The organism is Rhodococcus aetherivorans (genome assembly GCF_025722975.1).
Lineage (GTDB): Bacteria > Actinomycetota > Actinomycetes > Mycobacteriales > Mycobacteriaceae > Rhodococcus > Rhodococcus aetherivorans.
Genome location: NZ_CP106982.1, coordinates 5,113,390 through 5,134,775, shown reverse-complemented (window position 1 = coordinate 5,134,775; position 21,386 = coordinate 5,113,390). Strand labels below are relative to the sequence as shown.

Here is a 21,386-nt window from a genome sequence, read left to right as displayed (position 1 = left end):
AGCACAAGATGGCACTACCTCTGCATGGTGTCCGGGTACTGGAACTGACGGACGGATTCGGCGACACCGCGGGCCGGTTCCTCGCCGACCTCGGGGCCGAGGTCGTCCGAGTCGAACTGCCCGGAGGCTCGCCTTCGCGCTCGGCGCAACCGGTCCGGAACGGTGTGAGCGTTCCGTTCGCGCTGCGCAACGCGAACAAGCTCGGCGTCACGCTCGATCTCGAGGAGGACGAAGGCCGGGACCGGTTGCGCGCCCTCGCGCGGCGCTCGGACATTCTGCTGGAGTCGTTCCCGCCGGGCTTCCTCGCTGCGCGCGGCGTGGGTACTGCGGACCTGTGCCGGGCCAATCCCGCGCTCGTGGCCGTGTCGATCACCGGTTTCGGTCAGGACGGTCCGTATCGCGACTGGGCGGCGACAGAGCCGGTCCTGTATGCACTCAGCGGTGTATTGTCGCGCTCCGGTGAGCCGGGGGAGCAGCCGCTGCTGCCGCCCGACGGGCTGATCGACGAGTCGGTAGGCGTGCACACGGCGTGGTCGGCGCTACTCGCCTACTTCGACCGGTTGCACACCGGACGTGGCCAGAGCGTCGACATCTCGGCGTTCGAGGTCATCGTGCACGGCTTCGATCCCGGATTCGGTGTGCAGGGCTCCGCTGCCGCCGGCCGTTCCGAGGACTTCCCGCGGGGCCGGCCGGACGCCGCCAACTTCTACCCGGTCTATCGCTGCGGCGACGGGCAGGTGCGCATCTGCCTGCTCGCGAAGCGGCAGTGGCGGGCGATGTTCGAATGGCTCGGTGAGCCGGAGGAATTCGCGGATCCGACATACGACACCATTCCCGCGCGATTCGCTGCGTCCGCTCGCCTCAATCCGCTCATCGAACAGTTGTTCAGCACCTATACCCGCGACGAACTCGTCGTCGAAGGTGCGGCCCGGGGCATCCCGATCGGTGGTCTCAACACCGTGTCGGAGGTCTTGACGACCGAGCATTTCGATGCGGCCGGTACGTTCGTCGATACCGAGATCTCACCCGGCGTCACCGCGCGAGTCCCGTCCGGGTACGCGAAGGTCGACGGGCAGCGAGCCGGAGTGCGCATGCGTGCGCCAGAACTCGGTGAGCACAACGACACGGTGTTCGGGTCCGACATCGACGGGGCTCACGATCCGATTCCCGCACTGCAGCGCGAACCGGGTGGGCGGCCGTTCGAGGGTCTTCGGGTCCTCGATATGGGTGTCGTGGTGTTCGGTGCTGAACTCGGGCGCCAGTTCGCGGACAACGGCGCCGACGTCATCAAGATCGAGAACTCGAACTTCCCGGACGGATTGCGCCAGTCGAAGCGGGGTGCGGCCCTCGCCGCGTCCGTGGCGTGGGGCCACCGTAACCGCCGCAGCCTCGGACTGAACCTGCGCAGTCCCGAAGGCATCCGCATCTTCAAGCGGCTGGCCGCCGAAGCGGACATCGTGCTCGCCAACTTCAAGCCCGGCACTCTCGCCTCGATGGGGCTCTCGTACGACGAGCTCGCCGCGATCAATCCGCGCATCATCGTGTCCGAGAGCAGCGCCTTCGGCAGTGTCGGCCCGTGGAACAAGCGGCTCGGCTACGGACCGCTGGTACGGGCAGCCTGTGGTGTCTCGGCGCTCTGGCGGTACTCGGACACCACTGATGCACTGTGCGACGGCTCGACTGTCTACCCCGATCACATCGCCGGACAGGTCACCGCAACCACGATTCTCGCCACGCTGATCCACCGGCTGCGGACCGGGCGTGGCGCCGCGATCGAGGTCGCTCAGGCCGACACCGCGATCGTGCAACTGGGTAGCCAGCTCGTCGCGGAACATCTCGAGCCTGGGTCGATCGGCGCACCGGGAAATTCCGATCCGTACTCGGCGCCCTCCGGGGTGTACCCGTGTGGAGGTGACGACGAGTGGTGTGTCGTCACCGTCCGCGACGACACGGACTGGGCGAGGCTGTGCGGTGTAGTCGGCCGGCCCGACCTCGCCGACGACCCTCGTTTCGCCACCGCCGAGCTCAGGATCGACCACCGCGCCGAGGCCGACGAGGTGCTGACGGAGTGGCTGCTGCGGCACACGCCGACCGAGGCGATGGTGACTCTGCAGGCGGCTGGAATACCGGCCGGGGCCATGATCCGGTTGCCGGAGCTGCTCACCAACCCTCAGCTGATCGCGCGCGGTGCGTACACCGAGCTCGAACACGAGCTGCTTCCGGCGCCGCTCCCGACCGCGAAGCAGGTGGCGCACTTCGCGACGTTGCCGGACTGGCCGCTGCGGCAGGCGCCCCTGGCCGGTCAGCAGACACGTGAGATCTGCGAGAGAGTGCTCGGGCTGAGCACAGTCGAGATCGATTCGCTCGTGCGCGACGGCGTGCTGCAACCGCCCGCCGACGATCCGGCGCTGTCGCCGGTTCCCTCCACTGTGTGACACAGCCGAGAAGGTCCCCCGGAGCTTCCTCCGGGGACCTTCTACTGTTCGGGCCGACTTCCTGCGACCGGGTCGAGCGGGATCAGCGCGTCGACGGCGTGAACGTGATCGGCAGCTTCTCGCATCCACGGACCTGGGACGAATGGAAGACCGCGGGATTGTCCGGAACGAGCGCGTAGTCGGGAATCCGCTTGTGAATCTCCTCCATGGCGAGCCTCAGCTCGAGCCGCGCGAGATGGGAGCCGAGGCAGCGATGCGGGCCGGCGCCGAACCCGATGTGGCGGTTGGGGTGCCGTTCGATCTGCAGCTCGTCAGGGTTGTCGAACTCGTCGTCGTCCCGGTTGGCGGAGGTCATCAACACCAAGAGTTGGTCGCCGGCCTTGATCGAGACACCACCGATCTCGGTGTCTCGGGTCGCACGCCGGCCGCCGCTCGTGGCAGTCTCGATCCGCAGGATCTCTTCCACCGCCGACGGAATCAGCGTCGGGTCGTCAAGGATCGCCTCGCGCTGCTCGAGATTACGAGACAGGTGGATGAGTCCCCAGGCGAGAGCGCCTTGGACGGTGTGGAGTCCCGCGACGAGAAGCAGGAAGAACATCCGGCACAGTTCCTCGTCGGTGAGCTGCCTGGGTGTTCCTTCGACGTCGAGTGGGGTGTTGATGATCTGCGCCGTGAGGCTCCCGGAGTTGTCGTCGCCGGAGCGGACCCGGGCGACCACCTGCCCGAAGTACTCGTAGATCTCGCCGGCGGCCTTCGCGCGGGCCTCGGCCGATTCCTCCTCGCTCGCGCCGGGGATGCCCTGGAGCGTGATGTCGGTCCACTCCGTGAATTGCGGTGCGTCACTCAGTGGCCACCCCATGAGCGCAAGGAAGATCCGCGTCGGCAGTTCGTGTGCGAACTCGGAGATGAACTCGCACTCGCCCTTTTCTGCGAAGTCGTCGATCAGCGCGGTGATGATGCCCCGGATCTCGGGCTCGAGCGCCTTCATTTGCTTGGGACTGAACAGCGGCTGAAGTGCCTGCCGATAGTAGCTGTGTTCGGGCGGGTCGAGTTCGAGTGGAAGGAATTTGCCCTGCGCGGCATTGAGCAGGTTGTTCGGGAAGCTCGAGAACGTCTCCGGATCCTGGAGCACCTGGAGTGCCTCGCTGTATCGGGTGACGACCCAGTGTCCGCCGTGATGTGGGGAGTAGAGGACCGGCCCTTGCTTGCGTAACGCAGCGACACGCTCCTGGAACACATCGGCCGGCACGGCCAGGGACGGGTCGTACACATCGAAGTCGGTGATCAGATGTGCGGGAATTTCGATCTGTGTCGTGATCATCGGCGATCCTTCGCGAGGGGAGTGATCCGGAGGGCGCCTCGGCGGGGAGGGGTCTTCCGGGGAGTCAGGTGATGTGGCGCTGTGACGAGCGCGGGCTGACGTGGGGAGGGGCGATTGCCTTGGGACGACGGTAGATCAGTCGTTTCCGACCGGTCAACAGCGTATGTGCTCATGTCTGCGTTTCGCAGGGGAATTGCTGTCGCGCAGTCGGTGCCCGCTTGACCGATTAACCGATAGCATTTAGATTGATCGGTGTGATGCGCAGCACTCGCGTGCTGCGGGTGGGGCGCGTATCACACGTAGCACGCGGTGCTTCCCTGTTCGTGTCCGTGAACTGAAATCTGTTGTGGGACAGAACGTACTGTCTGCAATCCCGGCGCCGTTCGTCGTCACAGAATTGTCTCCCGGAGGGGCAAACATGGGCTTTCGTCGCGTAATCGCAGTCGAACGCAAGGGCGCGGCTGTGCTCGTCGCCGACGAGCAGATCGAGAGGCTGGACGCCGCCGGAATCGACCCCATCTGGCGAACCGACTCCGATCCCGAGGTCCCCAATTCCGGTGAAGTACCGGACGCCGTCGGATTTCCGGATCCGGGCGGAGTGTGGGTGATCGGCTGGGTGCTCGAGCCTGGTCGCATCGGCGACAGCGACAACGGAATCGTCGTCATGGACGACGAGGATCCGGGGTTTCATCGGACGGATTCCGTGGACGTGCACGTCCTTCTCGAGGGTTCGCTCGTGCTCGAACTCGACGACGGTGTGGAGATCGAACTGAATCCCGGCGACACGGTGGTGATCAACGGGAACAGGCACCGATGGCACAACCGAGGAGAACGGACCGCTCGGGCCATCGTCACCATCTGCGGCGCGTCACGCAATGACCGACAGGAGAACTGAAATGGAATCGGCAACCGAGAACACCGGGTCGAACGTGAACTATGCGCCGGCTGCGAGGAAGGCTCCGCTCCGGTGCGGAGTGTTCCTTCCGCCGTACCACAATCCCCGCCGTAACCCCACGATGGCGATCGAACAGGATCTCCGCCATGTCGAGGATCTCGATCGGCTCGGTTTCCACCAGGTGTGGTTCGGCGAGCATCACAGCGGTGGATACGAGGTCGGTCCGTCACCGGAACTGATGATCGCGGCAGCTGCACAGCGCACCGAGCGCATCGAGCTGTGCAGCGGTGTCATCTCTCTCCCGTACCACCATCCGTTGATGGTGGCCGACCGAATCACGTTCTTGGATCACATGACTAGAGGACGCATCAGGATCGGTGTCGGGCCGGGCGCGCTCGTGGCCGACTCGCAGATGATGGGCATGGACTACAACCTTCTGCGGCCGCGGATGGAGGAATCCCTCGACGCCATCCTGGAACTGCTCGAGACACCGGGGCCGGTCGACCGGAAGACCGAATGGTTCTCCCTCGAGGATGCCCGAGTGCAGCTGGGCCCCTATTCGTACCCCGGCGTGCCGATCACCGTCGCGGCGGCGATGTCCCCGTCCGGACCCAAGCTGGCAGGCAAGTACGGACTCGGTCTGCTCTCCATCGGTGGCACCAGTGACAAGTCGTTCGAATTGCTCGAGCAGACGTGGGGTATCACGACCCACGAGGCGAACGAGCACGGTCGGACGGTCGACCGCGGTGACTGGGCGATCGTCGGCAACATCCACATCGCCGACACCTTCGAGCAGGCCGTCGAGGACACCCGGTACGGGCTGCGCGACTTCATGGATTACCGCCACGTCGTCACCCCGATGAAAATGATCGAACCCGGCGAAGAAGTCGCGCACGAGGAACTGGTCCGGCGCGTCAACGAGTCCGGATATGGCTGCATCGGCGATGCGAACGACGCCATCGACTACATCCAGAAGATCATCGACCGCACCGGCGGCTTCGGCACCTTCCTCGCGACAGCACACGACTGGGCCGACACCGAGGCCACCTCACGCATGTACCGCATCCTCATGCGCGACGTCATGCCGCGCTTCACGGGCGCCTGCGAACCGCTGCTGAACTCCTATCACTGGACCCAAGCGCGCAAGGACGGCTTCAGTGAGCGATTCGCGACCGGCATCAGCCAAGCGACGCAGGACTACGAGCGTGTGAAGAGCGCGCGGTAGTCGATCCGGCAAGACCCCGCTCAACACCGTTATCCGACAGCAGGAGAATCGATGACCTCACTCGACGGAAAAGTAGCAATCATCACCGGCGGAGCTCGCGGCCAGGGTCGCGCCCACGCGCTCACGCTTGCCGCTGCCGGCGCCAGGATCGTGGTGTGTGACGTCGCCGCACCGATCAAGAATGTGCAGTATGCACTCGCGACACCGGGGGACCTCGAGGAGACGATCCAGCTGGTCAAGGAAGCCGGGGGTGAGATTGCCGGCATGCAGGCGGATGTGCGAAGCAGTGCGGACATGAAGGCTGTCGCAGATCTTGCGGTATCGCAATTCGGAAGGATCGACATCCTGCTGGCGAACGCCGGAATCCACGATCACTGCGAGTCGACGATCGAGATCGAAGACGACGCGTGGCAGACGATGCTCGACGTCAACCTCACCGGAGCGTGGAAGGCGTGCAAGGCTGTCGTACCGGTGATGATCGAGGGTGGTCGAGGCGGATCGATCGTGATCACCTCGTCGGTCGACGGACTCGGCGCTTCTCCCTCGTGGGGGCACTACGGCGCCGCGAAGCACGGACTCCAAGGCTTGAAGGACACACTCGCGTTCGAGCTCGCCGATCACAACATCCGCGTCAACACGGTCAACCCCACAGGGGTCAATTCGCCCATGGCGGAGGGACTGTCGAAGGTGTTGCCACACGTGGTGCGGAAGTGGAAGCACAACGACCGCACGAATCTGCTCGACGTGATGATGCTCGAACCACAGGATATCTCCGACGCCGTGTTGTGGCTCGTGTCCGACGGCGCGAAGTACGTGACCGGGATCGACCTGCCGATCGACGCGGGCTACCTGACCAAGCACTGACCGACCGGACTTTCTGCGACACCCGCCCGTAGGGCGAAGGAGCGATATGCCGATTCACGAAAGCGGTGCGATCCGATGACACCGGGTCCCGGGGTGGCCCGCGAGTTCCCGGCCACCGTCCTGGCCGGTCCGTACGCGGACGGCCTGGACCTGCCGTATTGGGAAGGTCTGCGGGCGGGTGAGCTGCGGCTGCAGAGATGCGGCCGGTGTGGACTGTGGATCTGGGGACCACGCTGGATGTGCGGACAGTGCCGGGCGTTCGACCCGGCATGGGTCGCCGTGGAACCGGTCGGACGGGTCTTCTCGTGGTCGCGGACCTGGCACCCCTTCATCCCGGAGCTGGCCGGCGAACTGCCGTACGTCACGGTTCTCGTCGAGCTCCCGCACGCCGGGGGGCGACGAGTGCTCGGTCTGCTGGCGGAGAACGACGATGCGGACATCGCCATCGGTGACTCGGCTGCGGGAATCATCCAGCAACCTGCCGACTCGCCCTGGCCGGTGCTCCGCTGGCGCCTCGCGAGCACTGCGAACGGGACCGAACGGGGAGACGAGCGATGACCGGCTCATTTCTCCGCGGTGCCGCAGCCATCGTGGGCGTCAGCGAATTCCACTACAAACGAGGCGAATCGCCCGACAGCGAACTTCGGATGACGTTGCGCGCCATCGTCGAGGCTGCTGCCGAGGCCGGGGTGTCGCCCCGCGAGATCGACGGCTTCGTCTCGTACGGCGGCGGTGACAACGACGGGACCGTCGTGGGTGCGTCACTGATGTCGCACCGGATCCGCTGGTCCACCATGATCTGGGGTGGTGGCGGTGGTGGTGCCGCCGCGGCGATCACCAACGCGGCGGTCGCTATCGCAGCGGGCCAAGCACAGTGCGTGGTCGTGTACCGCGCCATGGCACAGCGGGATTCCGGCCGCCTCGGATATGCCAAGCACCATTTCGACGGTCACATGCTCCCGCACGGAGTCGGATCCCCCGCCCAGGCCTGCGCACTGCGCACCCAGCGGATGCTCGAGCACGACGGGGTCCCGGAATCCGCGATGAGGTCCCTGGTTCTCGCCGACTACGTACATGCGCAGCAGAATCCGGGTGCCGCGGCGTTCGGGCGTCCTCTCGACGAGTCGACCTACGAAGCCTCGCGGATGATAGTCGAGCCGTACCGGCTCTACGATTGTTCTCGTGAGAACGACGGAGCCGTTGCTCTGATCCTCGTCGCTGCCGAGCGCGCCGAGAAGCTCCATCCGAATCCGGCCTACGTGCTGGCCGGCAGTCAGGGCGCGGTAGGGGGCTACGCCGTCGACACGGAGAACGATCTCGACTACACCTCGGCGGGATTCTCCGGGGCGGCGGGGGTCGCGGAGAGTCTGTGGGCAGATGCCGACCTCGGTCCCGACCAGGTCGATGTCGTCCAGGTCTACGAGAACTTCAGTGGTTCCGGGGTGGCCGCGCTGATCGATCACGGGCTGTGCCCACCCGGCGCCGAAGCCGGCAAGGTCATGACCCTCGAGAATCTGACGGCTCCGCACGGACTGCTCCCGGTGAATACCAGCGGGGGCAATCTCGCAGATTCGTTCGTCAACGGGATGGGGCTGGCAGTCGAGGCCGTGCGCCAGGTGCGCGGAAGCTCGGCAAACCAGGTGCCCGGGGCGAAGGTGTCCCTGTTCATCGGCGGGCCCATGGCCGCACTCTCGAGTTCGGTCCTTCTCTGCACGCGCGACGTGTTGTGAGCTGAAAGGAAGCAGGACATGAGCACCGACACCGACACCGACATCGATGGCGTCTCGATCGCCCAGCGGATCGTCGGGGCCTGGGAACTCGTCGAGTACTCGACAACCTCCGATACGGGAAAGGTCGACTACCCGCTGGGTCCCGAGGCTCGCGGACTGATCATCTACTCGGCGGACGGGTACATGTCGGCACAGATCATGCGTTCCGGCCGAACCCTCTACCGGACCCGCAACGTGCACAGCGGCGAGATGGGCGAACGAAGCGAGGCCGCCGGGGGGTACCTCGCCTATTCGGGTCCCTACCGTGTCGACGAGGACAACTCCGCTGTCTGGCACGAGATGGCGGTATCGCTGTTTCCGAACTGGATCGGCGACGACCAGAAGCGGTACGTGCGCTTCGAGGGTGACGTGATGACCCTGTCGTCGGATCCGCTCGTGTTCCGCACCACCACGCTGTCTCCGGCACTGGTCTGGCGACGGATCACTCCCCGCGCGGTACGGACGGCGCCATGAGCCCGATGCAGCTCGTTCCTGCAGGCGAGATCCGGGTGCACATCGCACCGGCCAGATGAGAGGACGACACGTGTCGACGCGAGTGGACAGCAGCACCGGCCCGGCAACGGACACTCGGGCGCTCCGCGACGTCTTGGGACATTTCTGCTCCGGTGTGACGGTGGTGACGGCGATGGTGGGCGACGAACCGGCCGGATTCACCTGTCAGTCGTTCTCGGCGCTGTCGCTGGATCCGCCCCAGGTCCTGCTGTGCCCGAGCCGGCGTTCGACGAGCTGGCCGGCGATTCGTACCGTCGAGACGTTCTGTGTCAACGTACTTTCCTCGGGCCAACACGCTCTCAGTGACCGCTTTGCGAAATCGGGGGGCCGGAAATTCGACGGAGTGCGGTGGCGCCCGGCCGAGGGCGGCGCGCCGATCATCGGCGGGGTGGCAGCGTGGTTCGAGGTGGCGCTGGCTGCGGAGCACGACGGTGGCGATCACCTCATCGCGGTTGCCGACCTCCTCGACTTCGGGTCCGATCCGACCACGCAGCCACTGGTTTTCCATCGGAGTCGATACGGCGGGGTTGTGGAACTGAGTCTCGGGTCGATCGAAAGGGGGACGTGATGGGACGACCGGCAAAGCCTCTGATCAGCCGGAGTTCGACGATCGCGGCAAGCATCGAGATCATCGACACCGAAGGTATGGCTGCGTTCAGCCTGCCGCGCGTGGCCAAACACCTGAACGTGAAAACCTCCTCGCTGTATCACCACTTCGCCGATCGCCGTGAGCTCATGACAGAGGTGGCGAAGGAGCTCATGACCGGGGCCACGGTGCCCGAGTATTCGTCGGATACCGACTGGGTGGAATGGTTCGTCGAACTCAGCCTCAACTACCGCGACGCGATTCTCCGCCATCCCAATGCCGCTCTCGTGCTGGTGCAGTTTCTTCCGCGCGACGTCCTCACGAGAACGTACGAAATGTGTGCCCGAATCCTCGAGGACGGGGGCGTACCGGCGCGCCTGCACGTGGTGATCCTGGACGGACTGGAGAAACTGGCACTCGCCACCACTCTGAGCGATCTCATGCGCGACCCGGTCGGCAGCACGGAGGTCTTCCCGAATGTCGACGAGCGGAGACACCCGACGCTCACCCGCGCGCTGGCAGCCAACCGATGGTCGTCGCGCGAGCTCTTCGTGGTAGCGATCCGAGGATTCCTCGCCGGTGTGATGGGTGTGGCCACCGCACCGGTGAGCGACGAAGGTCTGCGGGACCTCGTCGGATCGTAAGCGGTAAGCCGTTGCTTCTTATGCCTTCTCGGTGACGAGCAGCTCGGTGTACCGGTGAATTCTGTCAACTCGATGATACGGAGTAAGCCATCGTGACCCTTGATCTGTACGTGGACGGCACGTGGAGTGCCTCCACGAGCGCGGAGCGTATCGACGTCGTCAACCCGACCACCGAGGAACGCATAGGGGATGTCCCCGCCGGGGCTGCCGCAGATGTCGATGTGGCGGTGGCTGCCGCGCGGCGGGCCTTGGAGCAGTGGTCACAGACCGCGCCGCACACGCGGGCGGAGTTCGTCTCGCGTCTGGCCGACGAACTGGAGCGGCGACAGGAGGAGATCACCGATATCGTCGTCGCCGAGGTCGGCACCCCACGCAGGGTGGCGCGTTGGGCCCAGGTCGGACTGGGTATCGTCGACCTGCGTGAGGCCGTGACCGCGGCGAGGGACTTCCCGTGGGAAGAACAGCTCCGCAACTCCCTGATCGTGCGTGAGCCTGTCGGGGTGATCGGGTGTATCACGCCCTGGAACTACCCGTTGCACCAGATCACCGCCAAAATCGGGGCTGCGCTCGTGACCGGGTGCACGGTGGTCGTCAAGGCCAGCGAGGTTGCCCCGTTCACCGCCCACGCCCTGGCGGAAGCGGTCGACGCTGCCGGAGTTCCGGCCGGCGTATTCAATCTGGTTCACGGGTACGGTCCGATCGTCGGCGAGGCCATCGCCATTCATCCGGACATCGATATGGTCAGCTTCACGGGATCGAACTCGGTCGGCAAGCGAGTCCTCGAACTGGCCGCCGGGACAGTGAAGCGGGTGTCGGTCGAACTGGGTGGAAAGAGCGCCGCTGTGCTGCTCGACGACCTCAGCGACGAGGAGTTCGGTAAGGCCGTGCCGCACACCGTGCGTGCCTGCTACATGAACGGCGGACAGTCCTGCAGTGCGCAGACTCGTTTGGTCGTACCGCGCTCCCGCCTGGCCGAGGCGGAGAAGCTCGCCGCGAAGGCGGCCGCGGCATATGCGCCCGGCGATCCCGCCGACGGCGACACGAAGCTCGGACCCATGGTTACCGCATCTCAGCGTGAGCGGGTCCTCGACTACATCCGTGCCGGCGTCAAGGAGGGCGCAAAGCTCGTCGCCGGGTCGGTCGACGCACCGGCCCGTACCGGATTCTTCGTCGAACCGACCGTGTTCTCGGAGGTGGACCCGGACAGCACGATCGCTCAGGAGGAGATCTTCGGTCCGGTGCTGTCGATCATCGCGTACGACACACCCGAGCAAGCGATCGAGATCGCGAACGGCACGATCTTCGGTATCGCCGGCGCTGTGTGGTCCGGCGACCCCGAGCGCGCGAAGTCGGTTGCGCGCAGGATGCGTGCGACGCAGATCGAGGTCAACGGTGGAAAGTTCAACGGCGCTGCGCCTTTCGGCGGATTCAAGCAATCCGGCCTTGGGCGTGAGGGCGGGGCATTCGGCCTCGAGGAGTTTGTCGAAATCAAGAGTCTGCAGCTCTAGCGACGTTCTTGCGGGGACCGCCGCGGTCCCGCGAAGGAGTGAGCACGATGGTCTACACCGATCTTCCGTACGACGAGGCGACGAAAGCGGGTTTTGCCCGGGCGTTGTTCGATCACCTCGACCACGACACCACCGATATGGCGCCGGAGATCCTCGAGGTCGATCCGCGCGTCTACACCGATCCGGAACTGGCGGCCCGCGAGCGCAGAGAGCTGTTCGGATATGTGCCGATCATCGCGGCGCACAGCACCGAATTGCCCGGCAACCACGACTTTGCGACGGTCCAGTTGCCGAACAACGAGATTGTTCTCGTTCGGCAGGCGGACGGTGGGGTTCGTGGGTTCGTGAACACCTGCCGGCATCGAGGCGCCCGGCTCGTTCCCGAGGAGAGGGGTTCGAAGCGCATCTTTTCGTGCCGCTACCACGGGTGGGCGTATGGGAGCGATGGCAGTCTGCGGTCGATCGCGGACGAGCCGACGTTCGGGAGGGTCGATCGTCGCTGCATGAGCCTGCTGGAGGTTCCGGTCGAGGAGCGACATGGTTTCGTCTGGGTCGTCGACTCCGCCGCGGGTGATCGAACGATCGACATCGCGGAGTGGCTCGGCCGGGAGTTCGACGAGTCCCTCGCCGCCATGGAGATGGACAAGTACCACTGCCATATCGCCCAGAACTTCGATGTGGACATCAACTGGAAGGTCTTGATGGATGCCTTCCTCGACGGCTACCACATCACCTCGACCCACGCCGGAACTGTTGCGCCGTACTTCTACAACAACGCGCAATCCTGGGAACCCATGGGCAGGCACGGACGAATGGTCACGGCACGCAAGAGCATCGACACGGTGCGAGGTGTCGCGCCCGCGGACGCCCCGATCGACCGGCACATCACCGTTGCGCACTTTCTGATGCCCAATATGTCGGTGCTGCGTCAACCGGATCATCTGGAGGTGCTCAACTTCGTCCCTGCTCCGGGCACGCCCGTCGGGACTCGGATGCAGATGCGTCTTCTCACTCGGGAACCTGCCGTGACGGACGAGCAGAAGGCGCGGTGGGACAAGAACTGGAACATTCTGATGGCGGTACTTCGAGAGGAGGACCTCGTCGTCAACGAGGGTCTGCAGAAGGCCGTTACGAACACGGACATCGGACCGATCTACTTCGGGCGAAACGAGATTGCCAACCAGCATTTTCATCAGTGGATGGCGCGTGCGTTCGAGGATTCGAGGAAGTGGGGCTGAGCTCCGAAGTGCTCATTCCGGGCTTGTCGCCAGTACCGATAGACATTAGATTACTGCCCGTGTGATGCAGGGCATACCGCGGTGGTAAAGGGCTTATCCCGCAGCCCCGCACCTCGACGGTCGCGATGAGCTTGCAATCGAACGATTCTGCCCCGTTGTCGACACACGTCGACAACCGCCACTCGCGCGTTCATCGGCATCGAACCCAGATACCCCACAACCCGAAGGAACCAACATGTCGCAGATCTCCGGCCTGGGGAAGGAAAGGGCCGTCTCGGGTGCCCGATCCGTGGTCCTCACCTGCTTGGCCATCACCATCCTCGATGGTGTCGACCTCATCATGTTCGGCGCAGTGCTTCCGACGTTGCTGGAAATCGAACAGTGGGGGATCACCACCGCCTCGGCAGGGTTGATCGGCAGCTTGTCGCTGTTCGGAATTATGGCCGGCGCAATGCTGGCCGGCTACCTCACGGACCTCGTCGGCCGGCGACCGATCGTGCTCGCCTGCATTGTGAGCTTCAGTCTGTTCACCGGGTTATGTGCCATTGCGCCGAATCTCGAGACCTTCGGCCTCTTCCGGTTGCTTGCCGGCCTCGGCTTCGGCGGAGCCCTCCCCACCCTGATTGCGCTCACCCAGGAATACGTCAAGGTCGACCGACGGCAGTTCTACAACGGCGTCATCCAAACCGGTTTTCCCATCGGCGGGTGCGTGGTCGCCATCGCCGCCATCTTCATGATCCCTGCCTTCGGCTGGGAATCGATGTTCGCAGTGGGTGGCCTCCTTGGGGTCGTGTTGTTCGTCATCGCATACCGAAGCCTGCCCGAATCGATCGCTTTCCTCGTGAGCAAGGGCCGGCACGATGAGGCCCGCGCGTTGACGCAGCGTTACTCGGTTGATCACGGTGCCGAATCCGGCCTGGCCCTGGAGGAGTCGAAAACCGCGAATGCCGGTTCCAAGTCGGGTCTGAAGCTCCTGTTCGCACCCGGATACAGGATCGCGACGATCATGTTCCCGCTCATCACCTTCTTCGGCCTTCTCGTCTCGTACGGCATGAACACCTGGATTCCTCAGATGCTGAGGGCCTCCGGCTACGATCTCGGGTCCGCGTTGACGTTCCTGCTCGCCTTCAACATCGGTAGCGGGTTCGGCATGGTGGTCATCACCGGTCTGGCGGATCGACTGGGATCGCGTCCGGTGATCTCGGTGAGCTTTGTCGGGGGAGCGATCGCAGTGTCCGCCCTGACCCTGCAGCCGGCACAGGCGCTCGTGTTCGGGTTGGTTCTGCTGATCGGCTTCTGTGCGTCCTCCACGACGGGCGTTTACGGATTCGTCGGGGTCTTCTACCCGGCCGCTGCGCGTGGCACAGCGCTCGGACTGGCGGTGGGGCTGGGCCGGTTGGGTGGTGTCTGCGGGCCCATTCTCACCGGAATGATCATGAGCTCTGCGCTCGGAGCGGACTGGGCCTACTACGCCTTCGCGTTCGCTGGAGTGGCTGCCGCAGTGCTGGTGTCGTTGGTTCCCCGAAGGACCAATGCCATGCATCGGACGGACGCGCCTGTCGAAAAGGCCGCGGAGCCTGCCTGATCGATTCCGAAACGTGAGGGGGCTGGGAGACGGAGGCGCGCACGTAGCCTTCATCTGCGACCCGAGCTTCGCGACGTTCCTGCTGTGTCGCACTGGCGGCTCTATCGACAGCAGAGGGCCGGCATCAGGGCTCCGGCGGTTGTGTAACCTACGTACGTTAGATATTGTGGTGTGATGTCGCCCACATCCGGCCCGGCGCTCCCGAGCCTCTCGGTCGACGAGGGCGGACAGGGGTGTCACCGACCGTACCGATGGCGCAGAAGGGCCGACCGCTATGAGGATGAAGACGAGATTGACCTGCCCGTGTGGAGCCGTGGTCACGGGCACGGATGAAGACGACCTGGTTGCGAAGGCCCGGTCGCACCTGAGCGAGTCACATCCCGGAATGGAGTACTCGCGCGATGAGATTCTCTTCATCGCGTACTAGCAGTGTCGCGTACTAGCAGTGTCGCGTACCGGCAGTGTTTCGCCAATGGTCAAGCGGCTGTTCATCAACGACATCGATGCGGTGAGGAGTCGATTCCCGCGCAAGGGTCCTCGACACGTCGATCCGGCTCGGCTGATTTACAAAGAACGATTGACGTATCACTTCTCATGTATGTAAGCTGAATCACATGACGGTGCGAACCCTGTAGGGAAGTCGCCGTCCTCCAGCATCTTCCATCCCTCTGTTACATGTTCGAGCTGAGGAGCTTTGATGAAACTCGAAGGTAAGGTCGCGCTGATCACCGGTGCCGGGTCCGGGTTGGGACGCGAGGCGTCGCAGTTGTTCGCGTCGGAGGGCGCGAAGATCGCGGTGGTCGATATCGATCCGGAGCGTGCGAAGGGCACGGTCGAGTTGGTCGAGCAGCAGGGTGGTTCGGCGATCGCGGTCACCGCCGATGTACGCGTCGAGCAGCAGGTGGTCGATGCGGTGGCGGCGACGGTGGCGGCGTTCGGCAAGCTCGACATCGCGTGGGCCAATGCCGGGATCGTCTCGCGCGGTGGTGTGCCGTCCGTTGCGGGTGGTGAGCAGGTCGAGTTCCAGGATCTGACGGACGCGGACTGGCAGGACGTCATCGGGGTGAACCTGTCCGGCGTGTTCTACACCGCGAAGGCGGCGGTGCCGGCGTTGCGGGCCAATGGTGGCGGTGTCATCCTGGCGACCTCGTCGGCGGCGTCGTTCGTGGCGTACCACAGCATCGCAGCGTATTCGGCGACGAAGGCCGGTGTGAACGGGATGGTTCGCGGTCTGAGCCTGGATCTGGGCAAGTACGGGATCCGGGTGAATGCGATCGCCCCGACGCACGGGATGTCGCCGAACTTCCTGGCGCCGGCCGGTGCTCCGGTGGTGGGGCAGTCGTACGAGGAGGTCGCCGGTCCGTGGGACCCGAGTGTCTCGCCGATTCCGCTCAAGCTCAATCGTCCGCCGTCGCTGAAGGACAATGCGCGGGCTGCGTTGTTCCTCGTGTCGGACGAGTCGGCATACATATCCGGTGTCACCCTGCCGACCACCGACGGCGGCACCTTGTCTCGTGTGGCGATGATGTTCCCCGAAGACGGGAACAACCCGCCGCCGATGGTCACCGGCGAGGAATGACGATGACTGCCCACGACACGGAAGCGCAGTCAGGCACGCGCCGACTCGTCGTGGATCGGTCGGCGTGCGCCGGGCACGGCCTCTGTTACGGCCGCGCCCCCGAAATCGTCGACTGCGATGATGCCGGATACCCGGTGCTCGTGCAGGAAACGCTCAGGACCGAGGAGCACATCGTGGCGGCCGAGGAGGCCGTCGCGATGTGCCCCGAACGAGCCCTGAGCCTCGAAACACTCTGACTTCTCGAGCAACACAGACCCTTCGAACGGGGCGATCAGCATGACCATCACCGACGAAATGTCGACACCTGTCGTCGACTTCGACATCTACGACCCGTCGCTCACGGACCCGGTGGACACCGTGCAGGAGAAGGTCGCCGAACTCGCGGCCAAAGGCCCTGTCGTCTACTCGACCGCGCACGGCGGCCACTGGATCGTCACCCGGTACAAGGAGCTCCACGAGGTCCTCCGCGACCCGGAAACCTTCTCGAGTTACCCGAACAACCTCGTCAATGCCGGGGACGGCAAGTTTCTGCCGCTCGAGCTCGACCCGCCGGAGCACACCGGATATCGGGTGGCCCTGCAGCCGCTGTTCTCCCCGAACCGGATGAAGGCGCTGTCCGAGCAGATCCGGGGCGTGGTCAACGAACTGATCGACAGTTTCGCGGGCAAGGGTGAGGCGGAGTTCATCGCCGACTTCGCGCACGAGCTGCCCACCCGCGTCTTCCTCGCGTTGATGGACTGGCCACTCGAGGACGCCCCGATACTCACCGAGGCCACCGACACCGCCCTGATGGGCAAGCCCGGCGCCAGCGAGGACGAGTCGGCGAAGGCACGCGCCGAGGCAGCCCAGCAGATGTTCGCCTACTTCCAGAAGATCGTCGACGAGCGTCGCGCGAACCCCGGTGAGGATGTCACCTCCGCACTCATCCGCACCGAGGTCGACCTCGAGGACGGCAAGCGACTGCTCACCGACGAAGAGCTGACCCGCATGTTCTTCCTCCTGCTCATCGCAGGTCTGCACACCGTTCAGGGATCGCTGGCCTGGGCCGTGATCCACCTGGTGAACAATCCTCGTCAGCGCGCCGCGCTCATCGAGGACGACTCGCTGATCCCGAACGCCGTCGAGGAGGTCCTGCGGATCGAGGCTGCAGTGAGTATGGGCCGCCGTGCGACCCGCGACGTCGAACTCGGCGGGGCGAAGATCAAGGCCGGCGACCAGTTGCTGCTGGTGCTCTGTTCGGCCAACCGCGACGGAAGCGAATTCGAGGATCCCGACGAGTTCGTGATCGACCGGTCACCGAACCGGCACCTGACATTCGGTGCCGGTCCGCACCGGTGCCTGGGCTCACATCTGGCCCGCATCGAACTGTCGATCGCGCTCGAGGAATTGCACCGCCGGATTCCGGACTACGAACTCGTCGAATCCGATCCGCCGATCCTGCACGCAACGCAGGTGCGGGGCTGCTTGCGGCTTCCGATCAGGTTCACACCGACGACCTGAGCGTCGGATCGGTAGGTTCCATGGATTCAGAAGGGTGCAACGCGTTGACTGCCAGTAACGTATCCGAGGATCTGCTCGTCGACTTCGACGTGTACGACCCAGCTCTCGCCGCTCCGGTCGATGTCTTCCAGGAAAAGGCCGCCGAACTCCGTGCCCGCGGACCGATCGTCTACTCCCCGCACCACGGTGGGCACTGGATCGTCACGCGGTACGCGGACATCTTCCGCATCCTGCGCGATGCCGAGACGTTCTCCAGCTATCCGAACAACCTGGTCGATGCCGGCCAGGGCAAGTTCATCCCGGTCGAGATCGATCCGCCCGAGCACACGCAGTATCGTCAGGCGCTCCAGCCACTGTTCGGTCCGGCGCGGATGAAAGAGCTCGAGCCGAGGATCCGCGAGATCATCAACCAACTGATCGACGGCTTCGCGGACTCCGGCCGGTGCGAATTCGTTGCCGAGTTCGCGCATGCGCTGCCGACTCGTGTCTTCCTCAGTCTCATGGGCTGGCCTCTCGACGATGCCGAACAGTTCACGGAGTGGACGGATATTGCGCTCCAGGGGATTCCGGGAGCCGGCGAGGAGGAATCCGCCCGTGCCCGGGCAGAAGCGGCAACGAACGTGTTCGAGTACTTCGGTGCATTCGTGGATCGGGTGCGTTCCGGGCAGGAGGACTCGGAGAGCGTCACCGCACAGATCATCGATACCCCGATCCGGATGGACGGAGTCGAGCGGCACCTCACTGACGAGGAACTGCGCCGCATGTTCTTCCTGCTGCTCATTGCCGGACTGCACACGGTGCAGGGTTCACTCGGTTGGGCCATGGTGCACCTTGCGAACAACCCGGTGCAACGGCAGGCGCTCATCGACGACAGCAGCCTGGTGCCGGACGCAGTCGAGGAGATCCTCCGCATCGAAGCCGCCGTCAGCATGGGCCGGCGGGCCACCCGCGATGTCGAGATCGCCGGCGTCAACATCAAGGCCGACGATCAATTGTTGCTCCTGCTGTGTGCGGCCAACCGCGACGAAGCCGAGTTCGACAATCCGGACGCGTTCGTGATCGATCGTGGCCCGAACAGGCATCTGTCGTTCGGCGCAGGGCCGCATCGGTGCCTCGGGTCTCACCTCGCCCGCCTCGAGCTCACCTTGGCGATGGAGGAGATACATCGGAGAATCCCCGACTACGCGCTGGTCGACAGTGATCCGCCGTTGATGCACGGCACGTCGGTGCGTGGTTGCGTGCGGCTACCGCTCACATTCACACCGGAATCGCGAAGCTGACACGAGGAAGGGGACCCGATTCGATCGGGTCCCCTTCCTCGTGTGCCGGGGCTCAGGCCTTCAGCAGATCACGGTGGATGATTTCCTTCATGATCTCGTTGGTGCCACCATAGATCCGCTGGATGCGGGCGTCGATGAAGGCCTTCGCGACCGGGTATTCCATCATGTAGCCGTAGCCGCCGTGGAACTGCACACCGGCGTCGATCACACGGCCCTGCAACTCGGTGGCCCACAGCTTCGCCTTGGACGCGTCGACCGCGGTGAGCGTGCCCTTGTTGTGTTCCCGGACGCAGCGATCGAGGTAACTGCGTGAGACCTCCACCGCCGTCTGCAGTTCCGCGAGAGTGAAGCCCATTCCCTGGAACTCGCCGATGCGCTTGCCGAAGGCGGTGCGTTCCTTGACGTAGTCGAGTGTCCAGCTCATGACGGCCTCGGCGGACACCTGCGCGGCGATGCCGATACCGAGCCGCTCCAGCGGAAGGCTCTGCATGAGGTAGCCGAAGCCCTGCCCCAGCTCGCCGAGCACATTCTCCTTGGGAACGCGGACATCCTCGAAGAACAACTCGGCCGTGTCCTGGGCGTGCAGACCGACCTTGTCGAGCTTGCGGCCGCGGGAGAACCCGGGCGTTCCGTCTTCGACCACGAAGAGGCTGAACCCTCGCGAACCGGCTGCGGGGTCGGTCTTGGCGAAGACGATGACGAGGTCGGCCAGGATGCCGCTCGTGATGAACGTCTTGGACCCGTTGAGGACCCAATGGTCGCCGTCGCGCACTGCGGTGGTGGTGATGCCCCGCAGGTCGCTGCCGGCGGCCGGTTCGCTCATCGCGATCGCGCCGATCGTCTCGCCCGTGACGAATCCGGGCAACCACCGCTGCTTCTGCTCATCGGTGGCATGGCGGAGCAGGTAGTTGAGGACGATGTCGTCGTTGGTCGAGAACCCGGACTGCAGCGCGGACGCGCCCACCCGCGCAATCTCGGACTGGATCACGACGCGAAAGCGGTAATCGAGCTCGCCGGGCCCGCCGTACTGCTCAGGGACGCTCAGGCCCAGCAGTCCTTGCTTACCCGCGGCGAGCCAGGTTTCCCGGTCGATGAGCCGGTCGGCGTCCCACTTCTCGAGATTTGGGACGACGTGCTTGTCGACGAAGCTCCGCACGGAGTCGCGAAACAGTTCGTGGTCGTGTTCGAAGAGATCGCTCTCCATGTAATCCTCCTGATGCGGGGCGCCCGCAGGCGCCCCGCTGTGGTGTTCGGTGTCAGTTCTCGCCGACGAGTTTCTGGATCTCGCGGCGGAAGACCTGGTTGGCAACCTCGTTGCGGCCCAGGAGCATGTTGCCGGCGTTCGCGCTGTCCATGGCGACCTGCGAACCACGCAGGATCGGGAAGTCCTCGTTGTGGAGGACCGCGATCAGGATCTCGACGTTCTTGTCCCAGATCCGATTCCAGCGCTCCTCGGTCATGCCGCTGTCTTCGAGCGTCGGTGCGATCAGACGGATCTCCATGTGGCAGCGCTGCGGATCGCTCCGGTGGGGGCGGAAGGTGAGCAGCTGGAAATGGTCGGGCTGCTTGAGCAGGGTGCTGTTGGGACCCACCAGGTGGCTTTCCGTCACGTGCTCGGCGAGGCTGCGATCGCCGGGGTCTTCCTCGATCCACCGGTCGATGGTCTTGCGGAGATTGAGGAACCGGCAGTGATGTCCGAAGTCCTCGAAGGCCATGACGTTGGTGTGGATGTGCTTGGCGGCGGTGTTCGGGTGCGCGTACTGGATGTGGTAGCCGTCGAGGAACGCGTCCTGCATCAGCTTCCAGTTGACGGGCTCGTCGAAGCGCTGAACTCGGGTAGTCACCATTTTGTCCATGCCGTATGACCCCATGATCGAGTCCATTTCGGGGCCGAGCCAGTCTGCGACATCGATGGTGGCGTCGGCGTCGTCGACAACCCAGACGAATCCGTGACGTTCCTCGGTCGGGAGTTGCACGAGGTTCCGTTCGGAACGGTCGGCGTCACCGAACGTGTTGTCGCGGGTGATGGTGCGCAGCGCGCCGTCGGTGTCGTAGGACCAGCGATGGTACGGGCAGGAGAACAGGCGGCAACGGCCCTTCTCCTCCTTCTCGACCATCGCGCCGCGGTGACGACATTGGTTCACCAGGGTTTTGACGCTGCCGTCGCGCTGACGGACGACGATGACATTGTTCCGCGGCAACTGGAGGGTGACGAAATCGCCCGCGCGGGGGATCTCGGAGCCGTGGATGATGATCGACGGAACCCGGCCGAAGACACGCTCGCGTTCGAGCTTGGCGATCTCCGGATCGGTGAACTCGACGGGTTCGAACCACGTGACGTGCTCGAATTCGTCGGTGGTGTCGTTGCGCAGATGGTCGAGAGCGCGGCGAATGCGTTCCTCGCGGGGAATTCCGACCTCTGTCATGGCTGCCCTCCAGGCGGT

The 21,386-nt window shown here is 64.6% G+C and carries 20 protein-coding genes; 17 read left to right on the top strand and 3 right to left on the bottom strand.

Annotation, left to right across the window (positions count from 1 at the left end; all coding sequences use genetic code 11):
* The first annotated feature begins 8 nt into the window (after positions 1 to 8).
* Positions 9 to 2,435 carry a CaiB/BaiF CoA transferase family protein gene (locus OCS65_RS23450; protein ID WP_102799946.1) on the top strand — a complete coding sequence of 809 codons (2,427 nt, stop codon included), beginning with the start codon at positions 9 to 11 and terminating at the stop codon, positions 2,433 to 2,435.
* An 82-nt stretch (positions 2,436 to 2,517) separates the two neighbouring features.
* On the opposite strand, the gene OCS65_RS23445 is transcribed toward OCS65_RS23450, so the two are convergent.
* Entirely contained in the window at positions 2,518 to 3,756 is a 1,239-nt protein-coding gene (locus OCS65_RS23445; protein WP_050034668.1) for a cytochrome P450, read from the bottom strand.
* A 418-nt stretch (positions 3,757 to 4,174) separates the two neighbouring features.
* Between OCS65_RS23445 and OCS65_RS23440 the strand changes: the two genes are divergently transcribed.
* The 16 genes from OCS65_RS23440 to OCS65_RS23365 all read left to right on the top strand — a co-directional run bounded on the left by OCS65_RS23440 (position 4,175) and on the right by OCS65_RS23365 (position 18,942).
* Complete coding sequence (locus OCS65_RS23440; protein ID WP_006936304.1) at positions 4,175 to 4,651, top strand: cupin domain-containing protein; 477 nt, start codon at positions 4,175 to 4,177, stop codon at positions 4,649 to 4,651.
* A 1-nt stretch (position 4,652) separates the two neighbouring features.
* Complete coding sequence (locus tag OCS65_RS23435) at positions 4,653 to 5,876, top strand: LLM class flavin-dependent oxidoreductase (protein ID WP_006936303.1); 1,224 nt, start codon at positions 4,653 to 4,655, stop codon at positions 5,874 to 5,876.
* 51 nt (positions 5,877 to 5,927) lie between these two features.
* Entirely contained in the window at positions 5,928 to 6,740 is an 813-nt protein-coding gene (locus tag OCS65_RS23430; RefSeq protein ID WP_006936302.1) for a mycofactocin-coupled SDR family oxidoreductase, read from the top strand.
* Between the two features lie 75 nt (positions 6,741 to 6,815).
* Positions 6,816 to 7,298, top strand: coding sequence for a Zn-ribbon domain-containing OB-fold protein (locus OCS65_RS23425; RefSeq protein WP_029541633.1), 483 nt, complete (start codon positions 6,816 to 6,818; stop codon positions 7,296 to 7,298).
* Complete coding sequence (locus tag OCS65_RS23420) at positions 7,295 to 8,470, top strand: thiolase C-terminal domain-containing protein (protein WP_263507776.1); 1,176 nt, start codon at positions 7,295 to 7,297, stop codon at positions 8,468 to 8,470. The genes OCS65_RS23425 and OCS65_RS23420 overlap by 4 nt, the downstream gene beginning before the upstream one ends.
* A gap of 18 nt (positions 8,471 to 8,488) precedes the next feature.
* Entirely contained in the window at positions 8,489 to 8,983 is a 495-nt protein-coding gene (locus OCS65_RS23415; protein WP_043799817.1) for a lipocalin-like domain-containing protein, read from the top strand.
* Positions 8,984 to 9,053: 70 nt separating this feature from the next.
* Positions 9,054 to 9,590 carry a flavin reductase family protein gene (locus tag OCS65_RS23410; protein ID WP_102799942.1) on the top strand — a complete coding sequence of 179 codons (537 nt, stop codon included), beginning with the start codon at positions 9,054 to 9,056 and terminating at the stop codon, positions 9,588 to 9,590.
* Positions 9,590 to 10,252, top strand: a complete 663-nt coding sequence (locus OCS65_RS23405; protein WP_043799821.1) for a TetR/AcrR family transcriptional regulator — start codon at positions 9,590 to 9,592, stop codon at positions 10,250 to 10,252. The genes OCS65_RS23410 and OCS65_RS23405 overlap by 1 nt, the downstream gene beginning before the upstream one ends.
* Positions 10,253 to 10,344: 92 nt before the next feature.
* Positions 10,345 to 11,760, top strand: a complete 1,416-nt coding sequence (locus OCS65_RS23400) for an aldehyde dehydrogenase family protein (protein ID WP_065922959.1) — start codon at positions 10,345 to 10,347, stop codon at positions 11,758 to 11,760.
* 47 nt (positions 11,761 to 11,807) lie between these two features.
* The gene (locus OCS65_RS23395) at positions 11,808 to 12,998 is read left to right on the top strand and encodes an aromatic ring-hydroxylating oxygenase subunit alpha (RefSeq protein ID WP_029541646.1); all 1,191 of its coding nucleotides are present in this window, start codon (positions 11,808 to 11,810) and stop codon (positions 12,996 to 12,998) included.
* A gap of 235 nt (positions 12,999 to 13,233) precedes the next feature.
* The gene (locus OCS65_RS23390) at positions 13,234 to 14,583 is read left to right on the top strand and encodes an MFS transporter (RefSeq protein WP_263507773.1); all 1,350 of its coding nucleotides are present in this window, start codon (positions 13,234 to 13,236) and stop codon (positions 14,581 to 14,583) included.
* Positions 14,584 to 14,857: 274 nt separating this feature from the next.
* Entirely contained in the window at positions 14,858 to 15,010 is a 153-nt protein-coding gene (locus OCS65_RS23385; protein WP_373867490.1) for a DUF1059 domain-containing protein, read from the top strand.
* 270 nt (positions 15,011 to 15,280) lie between these two features.
* Positions 15,281 to 16,162 carry an SDR family NAD(P)-dependent oxidoreductase gene (locus tag OCS65_RS23380; RefSeq protein ID WP_029541648.1) on the top strand — a complete coding sequence of 294 codons (882 nt, stop codon included), beginning with the start codon at positions 15,281 to 15,283 and terminating at the stop codon, positions 16,160 to 16,162.
* A gap of 2 nt (positions 16,163 to 16,164) precedes the next feature.
* Positions 16,165 to 16,398, top strand: a complete 234-nt coding sequence (locus tag OCS65_RS23375) for a ferredoxin (RefSeq protein ID WP_080688541.1) — start codon at positions 16,165 to 16,167, stop codon at positions 16,396 to 16,398.
* A gap of 40 nt (positions 16,399 to 16,438) precedes the next feature.
* Entirely contained in the window at positions 16,439 to 17,662 is a 1,224-nt protein-coding gene (locus OCS65_RS23370; RefSeq protein WP_006936278.1) for a cytochrome P450, read from the top strand.
* Positions 17,663 to 17,682: 20 nt separating this feature from the next.
* Entirely contained in the window at positions 17,683 to 18,942 is a 1,260-nt protein-coding gene (locus OCS65_RS23365) for a cytochrome P450 (protein WP_050034670.1), read from the top strand.
* A 52-nt stretch (positions 18,943 to 18,994) separates the two neighbouring features.
* Here the strand turns inward: OCS65_RS23365 and OCS65_RS23360 are convergent, their stop codons facing one another.
* Positions 18,995 to 20,146, bottom strand: a complete 1,152-nt coding sequence (locus OCS65_RS23360; protein WP_029541658.1) for an acyl-CoA dehydrogenase family protein — start codon at positions 20,144 to 20,146, stop codon at positions 18,995 to 18,997.
* A 52-nt stretch (positions 20,147 to 20,198) separates the two neighbouring features.
* On the bottom strand, positions 20,199 to 21,368 hold the full coding sequence (locus OCS65_RS23355) for an aromatic ring-hydroxylating oxygenase subunit alpha (RefSeq protein ID WP_006936272.1): 1,170 nt from the start codon (positions 21,366 to 21,368) through the stop codon (positions 20,199 to 20,201).
* Between the last annotated feature and the right edge of the window lie 18 nt (positions 21,369 to 21,386).